Source organism: Streptococcus sp. FSL R7-0212 (genome assembly GCF_038007985.1).
Lineage (GTDB): Bacteria > Bacillota > Bacilli > Lactobacillales > Streptococcaceae > Streptococcus > Streptococcus parauberis.
This window is the reverse complement of sequence record NZ_JBBOYF010000001.1, coordinates 1,916,554-1,932,479: the sequence shown is the minus strand read 5'-3', so window position 1 is coordinate 1,932,479 and position 15,926 is coordinate 1,916,554. Positions and strand designations below refer to the sequence as shown.

16 protein-coding genes are annotated in these 15,926 nt (G+C 38.3%); 14 read left to right on the top strand and 2 right to left on the bottom strand.

Translation table 11 applies throughout. The annotated features are described in order from the left end of the window. Positions 1–10 precede the first annotated feature (10 nt). Positions 11–913 (bottom strand): RluA family pseudouridine synthase, encoded by a 903-nt coding sequence (locus MKY69_RS09740; protein WP_003104974.1) that lies wholly within the window; start codon positions 911–913, stop codon positions 11–13. Continuing rightward, positions 891–1,076 carry a hypothetical protein gene (locus MKY69_RS09735; protein WP_003105537.1) on the bottom strand — a complete coding sequence of 62 codons (186 nt, stop codon included), beginning with the start codon at positions 1,074–1,076 and terminating at the stop codon, positions 891–893. Before MKY69_RS09735 ends, MKY69_RS09740 begins: the two co-directional genes overlap by 23 nt. Positions 1,077–1,317: 241 nt before the next feature. Here MKY69_RS09735 and MKY69_RS09730 point away from each other — a divergent pair, with 241 nt between their 5' ends. The 14 genes from MKY69_RS09730 (at position 1,318) to MKY69_RS09665 (ending at position 15,924) form a co-directional block, all read left to right on the top strand. Beyond that, positions 1,318–1,704, top strand: coding sequence for a RidA family protein (locus tag MKY69_RS09730; protein ID WP_003102746.1), 387 nt, complete (start codon positions 1,318–1,320; stop codon positions 1,702–1,704). Between the two features lie 32 nt (positions 1,705–1,736). Next, positions 1,737–4,061 (top strand): penicillin-binding protein PBP2A, encoded by a 2,325-nt coding sequence (pbp2a, locus tag MKY69_RS09725; protein WP_003103424.1) that lies wholly within the window; start codon positions 1,737–1,739, stop codon positions 4,059–4,061. A 48-nt stretch (positions 4,062–4,109) separates the two neighbouring features. Then, positions 4,110–4,262, top strand: a complete 153-nt coding sequence (gene rpmG / locus MKY69_RS09720) for a 50S ribosomal protein L33 (protein ID WP_003100347.1) — start codon at positions 4,110–4,112, stop codon at positions 4,260–4,262. Between the two features lie 11 nt (positions 4,263–4,273). Further along, the gene (secE, locus tag MKY69_RS09715) at positions 4,274–4,450 is read left to right on the top strand and encodes a preprotein translocase subunit SecE (protein ID WP_003103586.1); all 177 of its coding nucleotides are present in this window, start codon (positions 4,274–4,276) and stop codon (positions 4,448–4,450) included. A gap of 149 nt (positions 4,451–4,599) precedes the next feature. Then, positions 4,600–5,139, top strand: a complete 540-nt coding sequence (gene nusG / locus MKY69_RS09710) for a transcription termination/antitermination protein NusG (RefSeq protein WP_003104173.1) — start codon at positions 4,600–4,602, stop codon at positions 5,137–5,139. Between the two features lie 199 nt (positions 5,140–5,338). Next, the gene (locus MKY69_RS09705; RefSeq protein ID WP_340791704.1) at positions 5,339–7,054 is read left to right on the top strand and encodes a YSIRK-type signal peptide-containing protein; all 1,716 of its coding nucleotides are present in this window, start codon (positions 5,339–5,341) and stop codon (positions 7,052–7,054) included. A 145-nt stretch (positions 7,055–7,199) separates the two neighbouring features. Then, positions 7,200–9,701 (top strand): leucine--tRNA ligase, encoded by a 2,502-nt coding sequence (leuS, locus tag MKY69_RS09700; RefSeq protein WP_003107809.1) that lies wholly within the window; start codon positions 7,200–7,202, stop codon positions 9,699–9,701. A gap of 59 nt (positions 9,702–9,760) precedes the next feature. Then, positions 9,761–10,828: a glycerate kinase family protein gene (locus MKY69_RS09695; protein ID WP_003108523.1), complete on the top strand. Its 1,068-nt coding sequence runs from the start codon at positions 9,761–9,763 to the stop codon at positions 10,826–10,828. 572 nt (positions 10,829–11,400) lie between these two features. Next, entirely contained in the window at positions 11,401–12,834 is a 1,434-nt protein-coding gene (locus MKY69_RS09690) for a PTS sugar transporter subunit IIC (RefSeq protein ID WP_062806767.1), read from the top strand. Positions 12,835–12,865: 31 nt separating this feature from the next. Beyond that, the gene (locus MKY69_RS09685) at positions 12,866–13,144 is read left to right on the top strand and encodes a PTS sugar transporter subunit IIB (protein ID WP_003108527.1); all 279 of its coding nucleotides are present in this window, start codon (positions 12,866–12,868) and stop codon (positions 13,142–13,144) included. 85 nt (positions 13,145–13,229) lie between these two features. Beyond that, entirely contained in the window at positions 13,230–13,715 is a 486-nt protein-coding gene (locus MKY69_RS09680) for a PTS sugar transporter subunit IIA (protein ID WP_003102597.1), read from the top strand. Positions 13,716–13,745: 30 nt separating this feature from the next. Further along, positions 13,746–14,411: a 3-keto-L-gulonate-6-phosphate decarboxylase UlaD gene (locus MKY69_RS09675; RefSeq protein ID WP_003106044.1), complete on the top strand. Its 666-nt coding sequence runs from the start codon at positions 13,746–13,748 to the stop codon at positions 14,409–14,411. Positions 14,412–14,415: 4 nt separating this feature from the next. Continuing rightward, positions 14,416–15,279 (top strand): L-ribulose-5-phosphate 3-epimerase, encoded by an 864-nt coding sequence (locus MKY69_RS09670; protein WP_340791698.1) that lies wholly within the window; start codon positions 14,416–14,418, stop codon positions 15,277–15,279. Next, positions 15,280–15,924 (top strand): L-ribulose-5-phosphate 4-epimerase, encoded by a 645-nt coding sequence (locus MKY69_RS09665; protein WP_340791696.1) that lies wholly within the window; start codon positions 15,280–15,282, stop codon positions 15,922–15,924. The last annotated feature ends 2 nt before the right edge of the window (positions 15,925–15,926 follow it).

Genomic DNA, 15,926 nt, shown 5'->3' with positions numbered 1-15,926 from the left:
CTAACTTTTTTTATTTAAGTAGTTCTTCAAAGCTGGTTGATTTGGCTTGGACCGTTATCAATTCTAAAGTTAAAGGATGAACGAGTTGCAATTGATGGGCGTGCAACATTAACCGCTCCTTATTTGGATGAGATTGATATAAAGGGTCGCCAATGATAGGAAAACCGTGATAACTTAAGTGAACCCTAATCTGATGCGTCCGACCGGTTTCTAATTGGCAATTAACCAAACTTCGATTAGAAGGATAGACTTTTAGTCGCGTGAGATTGGTAATGGCAGTCTGACCATTTTTGGGATCAACAACTCGCTTGCGTCGATCATGACGATGTCTACCGATTTTATCTTTGTAAACCAAACTTTTTTGAGGAATCTGTCCGCCAACTAAGGCCCAATAATCCCGATGAATTTCTCTCTTTTCTAAAAGCTGATTCAAAATTGGTAAAATAAATGGATTTTTAGCAAAGACAATGGCTCCACTGGTCTCCATATCCAAACGATGCACGACATAACAGGTTTGCTGACAAAAAGCACTAACATGATTGAGCAAAGCTAATTCTTCAGGTTGATTAGCATGGGTTTTCATCCCCTCAGGCTTATTAACCACAATAATGTTTTCATCCTCGAAAAGGCAATCCACTAAAGTAGCATCACCCAAAAGAATGGATTTCTCGGGATAATCATCTGGATCAAAGTCAAGTGTTATTAGATCGCCTTTTTTTACTGGGCTTTGCCAATTGATGCTCTCGTTATTGATGAGTAGATTCTTTTTAGTGCGCAAGAAATGTCTAATCTTGCGAGGGATCAAGAGGTGCTCTTCTAATAAAGTTTTGACACTAGTATCGGGATAGGGATTCGGAAATGATACAGTAAATCCTTTGTTTGGGGTGGTTTTAGTTTTCATTAAGCCAATCATGGTATTTTTCTACTAAATTAATTGCCATCTGAGTTGCTAAAGCAGCTGAGAAAGCTTCAGTTCCTTCACGTTCATCATTAGCAACTTCCAAGCGAGTTTCGTCATATATAGCTTTCAAGCTTTCAGCAGATAAAGTTTCTTTAAAAGCATCAAATTTTTTCATAATATTATTTCCTCTTCATTTAAATATACTTAAGATAAATCCTTCAAGATATTGTTATTATACCATTTTTTGATGGCAAAATTGGTTTTGATATACTATTTGGGATAGTCAGTCTAATTCTCTAAAAATGAGAATCTTTACAAAGTGACAGCTAGATTAAAAATTACATTTTTTTTGTATAGCTTTTAGGAAATTATTGCTATAATATGGTGTAATCAAATCTTAGGTGAGGATAAGAGAAATGAAAAGTATTAGACGTTATGATGTGAATGAAGAATGGGCTCATACAGGATTGGTAGAAGCTGGCGATTTTTATTTTCTCAATTATTGTGTTGGCGAAATTGGAGCACCAATTGAAGATCAAATCAATGGGGCTTTTGATGAAATGGAGCGCCGTTTAGGTTTGGTTGGATTAACATTAGAAGCAGTTGTCAAAATGGACTGCCTTTTCCGAGATGTGTGGAATCTGCCAATCATGGAAAAAGTAATTAAAGAAAGATTTAATGGTAAATACCCTGCAAGAAAATCAATTCAAACTGAATTTGCACACCAAGGTGGCTCAGAAGGGCTTCTCTTTCAAGTTGATGGTATTGCGTTCTCAAAACCAGTCGTGATTTCAGGTGAATAGCAGGAAAATTACCATAGTGGTATAATATCTCTATGACATTTTTAGAATTATTGCAAAAAAAGTTTACTCCCAAACGTTATCAGGAGAAACAACAAAAAAAAGAACAAAGTGGATTTGCTGAGAATCATCAAGCTTTTCAAAATCGAAGTCATTTTACAGAAGCTAGTAGTCAAGATGCTTCGGAACAAACGACTTCACGCTTTAAAAGAAGTCACGATACTGAAAAGCAACACAAAAACCAACCAGCATGGTTAAAAAAAATAGAAGCTATTTTACCATCACCACAACATCCGATTAGACGCTTTTGGCGTCGTTATCATATTGGGAAAATTATCCTAATCATGGTCAGTTTGGTGGTTTTGGTGATTGGCTCCTATCTTTTTTACTTGTCTAAAACAGCCAAGGTTTCAGATTTGCAAAATGCATTAAAAGCAACGACGGTTATTTACGACAAGAAAAATGAATATGCTGGTTCACTGTCAGGACAAAAAGGAACTTATGTCGAATTAGATACTATTTCACCTAATATGCAGAACGCTGCTATTGCTACGGAAGATAGAACTTTTTATAGTAACAATGGTATTAATATTAAACGATTTTTACTTGCTGTTGTAACATTAGGTAAGTTTGGTGGCGGATCGACGATTACCCAACAATTAGCAAAAAATGCCTATTTATCACAAGATCAGACCATTAAACGAAAAGCAAGAGAATTTTTCTTAGCCTTAGAGTTAACCAAGAAGTACAGTAAAAATGAGATACTGACCATGTATCTCAATAATTCTTACTTTGGAAATGGAGTCTGGGGTGTTGAAGATGCCAGTCAAAAATACTTTGGGACTAGCGCAGCTAATCTGACTCTCGATGAAGCGGCAACCCTAGCCGGAATGCTAAAAGGGCCAGAGATATACAATCCCTACTATTCTGTTGAAAATGCTACAAACCGTCGCAATACAGTTCTTTCTGTCATGGTAGATGCTGGTAAAATTACTAAAGATCAAGCAAGTCAAGCTGAGCTTGTTGGGATGGGAGACCGATTAGACAATACCTATGTCGGAAAATCAGATGATTATAAGTTTCCTTCCTATTTTGATGCTGTTATCAATGAGGCAACGACTACTTATGGCATTTCTGAAAAAGATATTGTTAACAATGGTTATAAAATTTATACAGAACTTGACCAGAATTACCAAACCGGCATGCAAACGACCTTTAATACAGCTAGTCTTTTCCCTGTTTCGGAGCAAGATGGCACATCTGCTCAAGGGGCAAGTGTTGCTTTGGATCCTAAAACGGGGGGTGTTCGAGGCCTAGTTGGACGGGTTAATAGTGATGGAGAACAAAGCTTTAGGAGTTTTAACTATGCTACTCAAGCTAGCCGTAGTCCGGCTTCGACAATTAAGCCATTGATTGCCTATACTCCAGCTATTGCTTCAGGCTGGTCAATTGATAAAACACTACCAAATACTGTTACCGACTTTGATGGATACAAGCCCCACAACTATGGTAACGTTGAGTCTGAAGACGTCCCAATGTATCAGGCATTGGCCAATTCTTATAACATACCAGCAGTATCGACTGTCAAAGAATTAGGAATCGATAAGGCCGTTTCCTATGGAAATAAATTTGGGCTTAATATGGATGCCGCACAAAAAGAATTAGGGATTGCATTAGGTGGAGGTGTCACAACCAACCCACTTGAGATGGCCCAAGCATATTCTGTTTTTGCCAATAACGGTGTCATGCACACAGCTCATCTTATTACTAAAATTGAAACAGCAAGTGGTAAGGTCATTAAAGAACATAAGGATCAATCAAAACGTGTCATTAGTCAATCTGTTTCAGATAAAATGACCAGTATGATGCTAGGAACCTTTTCAAATGGCTCGGCTGTGAATGCTAATGTCTATGGTTATACAATGGCTGGTAAAACAGGTACGACAGAAACAGATTTTAACCCTGATTTATCTAGCGACCAATGGGTTATTGGTTACACACCGGATGTGGTTATTAGTCAATGGATTGGTTTCAATAAAACAGATGAAAATCACTATTTAACTGGATCTAGTGCAGGAACGGCTTCAACCATTTTCTCAACTCAAGCTTCCTATATCCTTCCTTATACAAAAGGAAGTCAGTTCGAGGTTGATAATGCATATGCGCAAAATGGGATTTCAGCAGTTTATGGTATTAATGAGACCAATACGGAGACTGCGCGTGATTCGCAAGATATTATCGATAACATTCGCAAACAAGCAGAAGATGCTTCTAAATCAATATCAGATGTAGTTGATAATTATGGTCTCAAGGAAAAAGCTAAGAACCTCTGGGATGGTGTTATAGACTACTTCAGATAACTTGCGTATTTCCCTGAATCGTGTTAGAATAATTTCTACGGAGGCGTTATGGCACAGAAAAAAGCAAGCCTAGCGTGTGTGGATTGTGGAAGCCGAAACTACTCGATTTCGGTCAGTAGTACGCCTAAACCGACACGACTAGAAGTTAATAAATTTTGTAAACATTGTAAGAAATATACCTTACATAAAGAAACACGTTAGAGGAGAGCCTGATGGGATTTTTTGGTGGTATTTTTAAAGTTTTAAAAGATACAACTTGGCCAAATAAAAAACAACGTTGGAAAGATTTTATCTCAGTACTTGAGTATACAGCTTTCTTTACAGTTATTATCTTTATCTTTGACCAATTATTATCAAAAGGTATCTTAAGCATTATTAATTATTTCTAAACTGAAAAAGTAGACCTAGTCAAAGACTAGGTCTTTTTTTGTAGTCCAACTTACAAATGATTGACAGACCTAGGTTCATCGATTATAATGAAACTAACAAAACCATTCCAAAAGCCGCTGAAGGCTTTTTTCTGATGAAAGGAAATTTTATGTTAGACTCTTTTGATAAAGGTTGGTTTGTCTTACAAACTTACTCAGGTTACGAAAACAAAGTTAAAGAAAATTTATTATTACGTGCCCAAACTTATAACATGTTAGACAATATTCTTCGTGTTGAAATTCCTACTCAAACAGTAAATGTTGAGAAAAATGGACAAAGTAAAGAAATTGAAGAAAATCGCTTCCCAGGTTATGTCCTTGTTGAAATGGTTATGACAGATGAAGCTTGGTTCGTTGTACGTAACACACCTAACGTTACTGGATTCGTCGGATCTCATGGAAACCGTTCAAAACCAACACCACTATTAGAAGATGAAATTAGAGCTATCCTCCTTTCAATGGGTCAAACTGTTGATGTCTTTGACACTAATATTAAAGTAGGTGACGTGGTCCAAATTATCGATGGTGCTTTTATGGGACAAGAAGGACGCGTTGTTGAAATCGAAAACAATAAAGTTAAGCTTATGCTTAACATGTTTGGTTCAGAAACAATTGCAGAAGTTGAACTGTATCAAATCGCAGAGCTTTAATAATTAAATTAAAAGATCACAGATGTGGTCTTTTTTTGTGCAGACTTATATCCAAAATATATATAATCACTTCAAAAAATGAACTGAATTTAATGCATTTATCATATTGACTTAATTTAATGGCTAAAATATAATAAAGTTATTGTTGACGGGAATCGATATTGCCGAAAAAGACATTCTTTAATATAAAGGAGTAAAAATGAAAGAAAACAAACAAATGAAGTACTTTCTCAGAAAGTCAATCTTTGGATTAGCATCAGTATCTGCAGCATTTATTGTCGGAGGAAGTTTTGTATCTGCTGATGAAGCAAGTACAAACAAGTATATTGAATCAATCGCGGATAATATTGATAAAGTTGATAGTAATGACCTGATGAAAAAACTGTCAGGATTAAAGACAACTAGTGAAGTTGATAATGCCTTAAAAGCATTATCAGAAAGTGATTCAGCAAATAGGGACGCCTATACAGCAGTATTAGCTAACAGTGATGTTTTGGCTACAAGAACAGCTTCTCAAGGTGTTGAAATTATGGATGCAGACCGTGAAGCTTATAGAGAAATTAATCGTTTAGGAGAAACACTTCATGATCCAACAAGATTAGAAGCTGCTATTAAAGAATTGACAGAAGCTAAAACCTTGGATGCTATCGCAGCAGCAGTAAATCATGCACATATCCTAGCAAGTGAAGAGTATAACAGTGGTATTTCTATGACTGATGAAAGCAGTGACGCTGAATGGCTTAAAGCAGCAGAGGATGCAGAAAAATCAAAAATTTCTGAAGATGAAGACCAAACTACAGAAGATGCTGAGGAAGACGACGTAGAAACTGTGTCTGAGGAAAGTGATGCTGAAGCCGATGTTAATGCTGAGGAAGATATGGAGGATGAAGAAGACGAAGATGAAGAAGACGAAGATGAAGTAGACGAAGATGAAGTAGAAGACGAAGATGAAGATGCAGTAGAAGACGAAGACGAAAATGAGGATGAAGAAGAAGATTCTGTAGACGAAAATGAGGGTAATAAAGAAGATCCAAAAATCAACATTACTCCAAGTCCAAAAGAAAAAGAAACAAAAGAATCTCGTCAAGCAATGCGTGATAAATTGATGGCTGAGACAAAAGAACGTGAAGCAAAAGCTGCTAAAGAACGACTTGAAAAAGAAAGAAGTACTGCTTTGACTGAGTTAGATCATCTTGGTGCAGGTCGTCTCTTGAAGAATATTGTCTCAACAGCTAAAACAGTAGAAGGCATCAAAGAGTTTATGGCTATCACACGTCCTAGTCTTGAACATGCAATGAAAGTTAAAGCTACAAGTGGCTTAACTGATTTCTTAAAATCACAACGTTCTGCAGAAGATACAGTCAAGGATATTATTCTCACTAATGCTAAAAATGCAGCGCTTAAAAAATTAGAAAAACTTGGTGCAACTGATCATCTGAAAGAATTAGTTGAAAATGCTAAAACAGTTGAAGATATTCGTACCTTAATGGCAGAAGCAACTCCATCATTAGAAGCAACTCTTTCAAAAGAAGAAGCAGATCAAGTTGCTCCGGAAGTTTCTGAAGAAGCACCAATGGGTTCTGAAAATCCAATGCCAGAAGGTGTTGAGACAGACACTGAATCAAGTGAAATCCTTAACACTGACAAAGATGTTGAAAGACAAGCAACAGGCAAATCTGTTCTAGCAGACACTGAAGGAAAAGCATCGGCACCATTTGTGCAAACAGATGCAAAAAAAACTGCAATGGAAGCAACTAAAGAAAAAACACCTGTAAAAGCTGAAGAAACTAAAAAAGCGGATCAACACTTGCCGGTAACTGGTGAAAAAGTAAATCCATTCTTTACAGGAGTTGCTTTAAGTATCATTGCATCTGCCGGTATGGTGGCATATTCTACCAAACGTAAAGAAAATTAAAATGTCACTTTCCAAAAAGATGAGACTTGTCTCATCTTTTTGTTTTATCCTGAAATGAGTGGAACTTACAGTGATAAAACATTCCTAAAAGCTTGATATCATGCTATAATAAGAAGACTAGACTTTTTTACATGGGAGAATTCACATGACAACTTATAATCACAAAGAAATTGAACCTAAATGGCAAGCCTATTGGGCAGCTAACAAAAATTTCAAAACTGGAACAGATAAAAGTAAACCAAAATTTTATGCTTTAGATATGTTTCCATATCCTTCAGGAGCAGGTCTCCACGTGGGACATCCAGAGGGTTACACAGCGACGGATATCTTGAGTCGTTTCAAACGTTCACAAGGCTATAATGTCCTTCATCCAATGGGGTGGGATGCTTTTGGTTTGCCTGCTGAGCAATATGCTATGGATACAGGTAATGACCCAGCTGAATTTACAGCAGAGAACATTGCTAACTTCAAACGTCAAATTAACGCCCTCGGTTTCTCATATGACTGGGACCGTGAAGTTAATACAACTGATCCCAATTATTATAAATGGACACAGTGGATTTTTACAAAGCTTTATGAAAAAGGCTTAGCCTATGAAGCTGAAGTAGCAGTCAACTGGGTGGAAGAATTAGGGACTGCCATCGCCAATGAAGAAGTCCTACCAGATGGTACTTCTGAACGTGGAGGATACCCAGTTGTGCGCAAGCCTATGCGACAATGGATGTTGAAAATCACTGCTTACGCAGAACGATTATTAGAAGATTTAGAAGAAGTTGATTGGCCAGAATCAATTAAAGATATGCAACGTAACTGGATTGGTAAATCAACAGGGGCAAATGTTACATTTAAAGTAAAAGACACTGATCAAGACTTTACTGTCTTCACGACTCGTCCTGATACTTTATTTGGAGCTACTTATGCTGTTTTAGCACCAGAACATGCCATGGTTGATACAATTACCAGCCCTGAGCAATCACAAGCTGTTGCTGACTACAAACGTCAGGCAAGTTTAAAATCTGACTTAGTACGTACTGACTTGGCTAAGGAAAAAACTGGTGTTTGGACGGGTGCTTATGCGATTAACCCCGTTAATGGTCAAGAAATGCCAATTTGGATTGCTGATTACGTCCTTGCAAGCTACGGTACTGGAGCTATTATGGCGGTACCGGCTCATGATGAACGTGACTGGGAGTTTGCTAAACAATTTAATCTTGAGATTATTCCTGTCCTTGAAGGTGGAAATGTTCAAGAAGCAGCCTACACTGAAGATGGTCTACATATTAATTCTGATTTCTTGAACGGATTAGATAAAGCTGAAGGCATGTCTAAAATGGTAGAATGGTTGGAAGAAAATCAAGTCGGTAATGAGAAAGTTACTTATCGTCTTCGTGACTGGTTATTCTCACGCCAACGTTATTGGGGTGAACCAATTCCAATTATCCATTGGGAAGACGGAACATCAACGGCTGTTCCTGAACAAGATTTACCACTTGTTCTTCCAATAACAAAAGACATTCGTCCTTCAGGAACTGGTGAATCTCCATTAGCTAACCTTACTGACTGGTTAGAAGTTGTTCGTGAAGATGGTGTTAAAGGCCGTCGTGAAACCAATACAATGCCACAATGGGCAGGTTCAAGTTGGTATTACCTTCGTTATATTGATCCACATAATGACCAAGCCTTGGCAGATCCAGAATTGCTCAAAGAGTGGTTGCCTGTTGATATGTATATCGGTGGTGCAGAACACGCCGTGCTTCACTTGCTTTATGCTCGCTTCTGGCACAAAGTCCTTTATGATTTAGACGTGGTGCCAACTAAGGAACCATTCCAAAAATTGTATAACCAAGGAATGATTCTAGGGACAAGCTACCGTGACCACCGTGGTGCACTGGTTGCAAGTGACAAAGTTGAAAAACGTGACGGCTCATTCTTTAACATTGAAACAGGTGAAGAGCTAGAACAAGCGCCAGCTAAAATGTCTAAATCACTCAAAAATGTAGTTAATCCTGATGATGTGGTTGAACAATATGGTGCCGATACCCTTCGTGTGTATGAAATGTTCATGGGACCACTCGATGCTTCAATTGCTTGGTCAGAAGAAGGACTCGAAGGTAGTCGCAAATTCCTTGATCGCGTTTATCGTTTGATTACAAGCAAAGAGATTATTGCGGAGAATAGCGGAGCCCTTGACAAGGTTTACCACGAAACGGTCAAAGCAGTGACAGAACAAATTGATAGCATGAAATTTAATACTGCTATCGCACAGTTGATGATTTTTGTTAATGCAGCCAACAAGGAAGATCAATTATTTGTAGACTATGCCAAAGGCTTCGTCCAATTAATTGCGCCATTTGCACCGCATTTAGGTGAAGAGCTATGGCAGGTCCTAACGAGCTCTGGTCAATCATTGACCTATGAGGCTTGGCCAATTTGGGATGAAACAAAACTTATTGAAAATGACGTGGAAATTGTCGTTCAAATTAAAGGTAAGGTGAAGGCTAAGTTAGTTGTAGCCAAAGACCTTTCGAAAGACCAATTGGAAGCTATTGCTTTAGCTAATGACAAAGTTCAAGCAGAAATTGCTGGAAAAGAAATCATTAAAGTTATTGCAGTACCAAACAAATTAGTCAACATAGTAGTAAAATAAGCAAAAAAACACATTATGTGTTTTTTTGCTATCATGACCGTCAAGCAAGGGGGAGCAAGATGAAAATAGTCGTGGCCATTGATTCTTTTAAAGGATCTGCAAGTTCAAAAGCCTTAAATGAAGCAAGTTTAAAGGCTATTAAGAAAGTTATGCCCTCAGCATGGGTTGAAACATTTACGATAGCTGATGGAGGTGAGGGGACACTTGACGCCTTTTCTGAGCATTTAGATGGGCAATTGGTTTCCGTAGAAACAGTCGATTTGATAGGACAGGAAATAAAGGCCGACTACCTATTAGCTGATAAGCTAGCTGTTATTGAATCGGCTAAGATTATAGGTCTGGATAAAATCACACCTTCACCTGAGACATTTGTCAAAGCCAGTAGCTATGGGCTGGGAGCATTGGTTAAAGATGCAGTGGCGCGTGGCTGCACTGAGATCTTTATTGGTCTTGGTGGAACGGGCACCTCTGATGGGGGCTTTGGTTTCCTGAAGAGCCTTGGTTTTAACCCCGACACTTGCCAATTGGAGTCAGACCTTGACTTTAGTCAGCTAACCTTAGTTGGCTTAGCAGATGTGTCTAATCCTTATTATGGTCCAAATGGCTTTGCTCCAACATTTGGATTGCAAAAAGGAGGTAATCAAGAGGAAATTGCAGCAATGGACAATATAGCTTGCGCTTTTGCTAATAGAATCAAAGAGCAAAGGGGATTGGATTTACAATCCATAGCTGGCGCAGGGGCTGCTGGTGGACTTGGCGCAGCCATTGCCGTCCTTGGCGGAGAAATAAAGCCAGGTTTTGAGACCATTGCCCGAATGATTAGGTTAGAAGAGTCAATCAATAGAACGGATTTGGTTATCACTGGGGAAGGGAATTTGGATGCTCAAAGTCAGGCTGGGAAAGTGCCTGTAGCCATCAGCCGTCTTGCTAAAAAATTCAATAAACCAACCATAGCTATTTGTGGTGCCATTGAAGATAGCCCAGAACTTGATCAACTGTTTACAGCAACTTTCCCAATTCAAAGAGAATTTTTGGACCTCAGAAAAGCCATGTTCAAAGAGAAAACTCTGTCTAACTTAGAACGCACCATGACGAATATCATGAAGGCACGCTACTGGAGGGAGTAAGGGGAAAGCATAATAAATTTGATGACAAAGCCGTCACTAATGATTCAGAGCATCAAATAACTTTAGCTGACAAATTTAGCAAGGCAATTGCACAACAACTAGCTGATTAACATCTGGATCGTCTTTTAGATTTTGGAGGAGGAACGGGTAATTTAGCACTTTCTTTGGTCTTACATCATATACCAGATGTCGAAGATGTCCTAAGTCAATTACTCACAGCATAGGATGCAGAAGGAAAACTCTTCATAATTGATTTATATTCAGATAATACTGCTGAGGAAAAGCATGGTTTCAGTTCTGATCAAATTAGATTGATCGCAGAAAACAATCAGGCAAAAGCAACCTATGAAGAAGAAATCGCCCATGGACCTGAACTATTTATGTGACAAGAAGGTCGAGCATTTTTAATTGAGAAAGAGAAATAAGCTAAGTTAAACTTAGCTTTTTTTTGTTTGTCAATTTTTTATCAAGTCTAATTTTGAACACTGGGCTGTGTGATACTTGGTCTTTTTTAAAGCGTTTTCAAAACCTATAATTGAATTATAAATAAAAAGCTTAATGAGGTAGTTATCATGCAATTCTTCCTAGTGCCACTTAACTGGTTTTCGCAAAATATCTTGCAAAATCCAGCTTTCTTCGTCGGTCTATTAGTATTAATAGGCTACATTCTTTTAAATAAACCTTTCCATGAGGTTTTTGCAGGTTTTATCAAAGCAACTGTCGGCTACTTAATTTTAAATGTCGGTGCAGGAGGTTTGGTAAATACTTTCCGTCCAATCTTAGTTGCCTTGGCTAAGAAGTTTGAACTAAAGGCTGCTGTTATTGACCCTTACTTTGGTCTTGCAGCTGCAAATGCGAAATTAGAAGGCATGGGCTTCATTTCAGTCGCTACTACAGCTTTACTGATTGGTTTTGGGGTGAACATTCTCTTGGTTGCTCTTCGCAAGGTGACTAAAATTCGGACACTGTTCATTACTGGACACATTATGGTTCAACAAGCAGCAACCATTTCAGTATTTGTTTTGTTTTTAATTCCTCAATTCCAAAATGCTTTTGGTGCATGGGCGGTTGGTATCATCTGTGGTCTCTATTGGGCTGTTAGTTCTAACATGACAGTAGAAGCAACCCAACGCTTAACTGGTGGTGGCGGATTCGCGATTGGACACCAACAACAATTTGCGATTTGGTTTGTAGACAAAGTTGCACCTTTCTTTGGTAAGAAAGAAGAAAGCCTAGACAACTTAAAATTACCTTCATTCTTAAGTATCTTCCATGATACAGTTGTAGCTTCAGCGACCTTAATGTTGGTCTTCTTTGGTGGTATCTTAGCTGTCCTTGGCCCAGAAATCATGTCTAATGTTGAATTGATTGGACCCGGTGCCTATGTACCAGCTAAGCAAGCCTTCTTCATGTATATAATACAAACATCCCTTACCTTCTCAGTTTATCTCTTCATCTTAATGCAAGGGGTTCGGATGTTCGTCTCTGAATTAACCAATGCCTTCCAAGGGATTTCAAACAAACTGTTACCAGGTTCATTCCCTGCGGTCGATGTTGCAGCTTCCTTTGGTTTTGGTTCTTCCAACGCCGTTCTATCTGGATTTGCCTTTGGATTAATTGGTCAATTGTTGACAATTACATTATTAGTTATCTTTAAAAATCCAATTTTGATTATCACTGGTTTCGTTCCAGTATTCTTCGATAATGCTGCTATCGCTGTCTTCGCCGATAAACGGGGTGGTTGGAAAGCTGCAGTCGCTCTATCCTTTATCTCTGGTGTAATACAGGTGGCTCTAGGAGCAGTAGCTGTTGGCTTACTTGGACTAGCGGGTGGTTATCATGGTAATATCGACTTTGAATTCCCATGGTTAGCATTCGGCTATCTCTTCAAATACCTTGGTATAGCAGGTTATGCACTTGTTTGCCTATTCTTCCTAGCTATTCCACATTTACAATTTGCTCGCGCAAAAGATAAAGAAGCATATTATCGTGGTGAAGCACAATAATAAACACAATCGATTATAAAAGGAGACTATAATGGTTAAAATTCTTACAGCATGCGGAAATGGCATGGGATCATCAATGGTAATCAAAATGAAAGTTGAAAATGCACTTCGTCAACTAGGAGTAACAGATATTCAGTCAGCATCTTGTTCTGTTGGTGAAGCAAAAGGTTTGGCTTCTGGTTATGATATTGTGGTTGCTTCAAATCACTTAATTCATGAACTAGAGGGAAGAACAAAAGGTCATCTTGTGGGCTTAGATAATCTGATGGATGACAAAGAAATCAAAGAAAAATTACAAAAGGTATTATAAGAATCCATTGAGAGTTGCCATTGTGACAACTCTCAATTTAAAAATAACTATTCTTGGTACCTTTTCAAGATAAGGAGAAAACGACGTGAATTTAAAACAAGCCTTTATTGAGAACAATTCAATTCGTCTTGGTGAAACTGCTGACAGTTGGCAGGAAGCTGTTAAGAAATCTGTAGAACCATTAATTGAAAGTGGTGCAGTAAAAGATGAATATTATCAAGCAATTATTGACTCGACTGAAGAGTATGGACCATATTATATATTAATGCCAGGTATGGCGATGCCACATGCAAGACCAGAAGCAGGTGTGATTAGAGATGCCTTTTCTTTAATTACCTTACAAGAACCTGTAGTTTTTTCTGATGGTAAGCCAGTACAAGTTTTACTAGCACTTGCAGCAACTAGTTCAGCTATACATGCATCTGTAGCCATTCCTCAAATTATTGCCTTATTTGATTTAGAGAATGCTATTGAACGTTTAGTTGCTTGTCAAACAATTGAAGAAGTCCTAAGTTTAGTTGATGAGTCAAAAAATAGTCCTTACCTTGAAGGCATGGATTTAAACAGTTAATCGGATCGATTGGTTATGATAGGAGAAAATATGTCAAGAACAATTCCAAATTTACAAGTAGCATTAGACCACTCTGATATGCAAGGAGCAATCAAAGCTGCAGTTGCAGTAGGTCAAGAAGTAGATATTATTGAAGCAGGGACAGTTTGCTTATTGCAGGTTGGTAGTGAATTAGTGGAGATTTTAAGAAATCTTTTCCCTGACAAGATACTAGTTGCAGATACCAAATGTGCGGATGCTGGAGGTACGGTAGCAGCTAATAATGCCCAACGTGGTGCGGATTGGATGACATGTATTTGTTGTGCAACAATTCCAACAATGAAGGCAGCTTTAAAATCCATCAAAGAGGAACGCGGAGATAAGGGTGAGATCCAAATTGAGTTATACGGGGATTGGACTTTTGAACAGGCTCAAATGTGGTTAGATGCTGGTATTTCACAAGCTATTTACCATCAATCACGAGATGCACTCTTAGCGGGGGAAACTTGGGGTGAAAAAGATTTAAATAAAGTTAAACGCTTGATTGAGATGGGTTTCCGTGTTTCAGTTACTGGTGGTTTAAATGTTAAGACTTTATCATTATTTGAAGGGGTAGATGTATACACCTTTATAGCTGGCCGTGGCATAACTGAGGCAGACAATCCAGCTCAGGCTGCGCGTGAATTTAAAGATGAAATCAAACGTATCTGGGGGTAAGTCAGTGGGACGACCAATTGGAATTTATGAAAAAGCAACCCCAAAACAGTTTTCTTGGTTAGAAAGACTGGAGTTTGCCAAAGAACTGGGTTTTGATTTTGTTGAAATGTCAATTGATGAATCTGATGCCCGCTTAGAACGGCTAAATTGGTCAAAGGAAGAACGTTTAGAACTTGTTAAAGCAATCTATCAAACTGGTGTACGAATTCCAAGTATTTGTTTTTCAGGTCATCGTAGGTACCCACTTGGGTCAAATAATCCTATTTTAGAAGAAAAATCTTTGGAATTAATGAAAAAGTGTATTGAATTAGCTCAAGATTTAGGAGTCAGAACGATCCAATTAGCAGGATATGACGTCTACTATGAAGAAAAGTCGCCTCAGACTCGTCAACGCTTTCTCAAAAATTTGAGACAAGCCTGTGACTGGGCAGAAGAAGCTCAAGTCGTCTTAGCCATCGAAATCATGGACGATCCGTTTATCAACTCAATCGGAAAGTATCTGGCCGTCGAAAAAGCAATTCAATCTCCTTACTTGTTCGTCTATCCAGATACTGGCAATCTCTCAGCTTGGCACAATGATCTTTGGAGTGAGTTCTATATAGGCCACCGGTCAATTGCTGCGCTCCACTTAAAAGATACCTATGCAGTTTCAGAGACATGTAGTGGCCAATTTAGGGATGTTCCATTTGGAAAAGGTTGTGTTGAGTGGAAAGAATTATTTAGAATTCTGAAGGAAACCAGATATATGGGGCCATTCTTAATCGAAATGTGGACTGAAAATTGTAACAGTATAGAGGAAACAAAAACTGCTATTAAAGAAGCACAAAACTTTTTGTATCCACTGATAGAAGAAGCGGAGTTAAACTAAATGCCAAAAAATTTAGAAGAAATGCGTCAACGGGTGTGTGATGCAAATAAGTCATTGCCTGACCATGGTCTTGTCAAATTTACATGGGGTAATGTCTCTGAGATTTGTCGGGAATTAGGACGTATTGTTATCAAACCATCAGGGGTTGACTATGAGTTATTAACGCCTGAAAATATGGTAGTGACAGATTTAGACGGTAATATCCTGGAAGGTGATTTGAATCCTTCATCGGATCTGCCTACTCACGTTCAATTATATAAAGCATGGGAAGATATTCAAGCAATTGTACATACCCATTCGACGGAAGCTGTTGGTTGGGCACAAGCTGGCAGAGATATTCCATTTTATGGGACAACTCATGCTGATTATTTTTATGGACCAATACCATGTGCTAGATCTTTGTCGGCTAATGAAGTGGAAATAGCTTATGAGAAAGAAACTGGGACAGTTATTCTTGAAGAATTTAATAACCGTGGAATTAACCCATCAGCGGTGCCAGGAATTGTTGTCAGAAATCATGGACCATTTACATGGGGTCAAACGCCAGAACAGGCAGTCTATCATTCTGTAGTATTGGAAGAAGTAGCTAAAATGGACCGGTTTACAGAACAAATCGGCTCTTTGTCAACTGTAGTGGGTAGATGAAA

Excerpts from the sequence above, each read along its gene's own strand:
- MKY69_RS09740 (WP_003104974.1), bottom strand. The coding sequence starts at position 913 with ATGATTGGCTTAATGAAAACTAAAACCACCCCAAACAAAGGATTTACT.
- MKY69_RS09735 (WP_003105537.1), bottom strand. The coding sequence starts at position 1,076 with ATGAAAAAATTTGATGCTTTTAAAGAAACTTTATCTGCTGAAAGCTTG.
- MKY69_RS09730 (WP_003102746.1), top strand. The coding sequence starts at position 1,318 with ATGAAAAGTATTAGACGTTATGATGTGAATGAAGAATGGGCTCATACA.
- pbp2a (WP_003103424.1), top strand. The coding sequence starts at position 1,737 with ATGACATTTTTAGAATTATTGCAAAAAAAGTTTACTCCCAAACGTTAT.
- rpmG (WP_003100347.1), top strand. The coding sequence starts at position 4,110 with ATGGCACAGAAAAAAGCAAGCCTAGCGTGTGTGGATTGTGGAAGCCGA.
- secE (WP_003103586.1), top strand. The coding sequence starts at position 4,274 with ATGGGATTTTTTGGTGGTATTTTTAAAGTTTTAAAAGATACAACTTGG.
- nusG (WP_003104173.1), top strand. The coding sequence starts at position 4,600 with ATGTTAGACTCTTTTGATAAAGGTTGGTTTGTCTTACAAACTTACTCA.
- MKY69_RS09705 (WP_340791704.1), top strand. The coding sequence starts at position 5,339 with ATGAAAGAAAACAAACAAATGAAGTACTTTCTCAGAAAGTCAATCTTT.
- leuS (WP_003107809.1), top strand. The coding sequence starts at position 7,200 with ATGACAACTTATAATCACAAAGAAATTGAACCTAAATGGCAAGCCTAT.
- MKY69_RS09695 (WP_003108523.1), top strand. The coding sequence starts at position 9,761 with ATGAAAATAGTCGTGGCCATTGATTCTTTTAAAGGATCTGCAAGTTCA.
- MKY69_RS09690 (WP_062806767.1), top strand. The coding sequence starts at position 11,401 with ATGCAATTCTTCCTAGTGCCACTTAACTGGTTTTCGCAAAATATCTTG.
- MKY69_RS09685 (WP_003108527.1), top strand. The coding sequence starts at position 12,866 with ATGGTTAAAATTCTTACAGCATGCGGAAATGGCATGGGATCATCAATG.
- MKY69_RS09675 (WP_003106044.1), top strand. The coding sequence starts at position 13,746 with ATGTCAAGAACAATTCCAAATTTACAAGTAGCATTAGACCACTCTGAT.
- MKY69_RS09665 (WP_340791696.1), top strand. The coding sequence starts at position 15,280 with ATGCCAAAAAATTTAGAAGAAATGCGTCAACGGGTGTGTGATGCAAAT.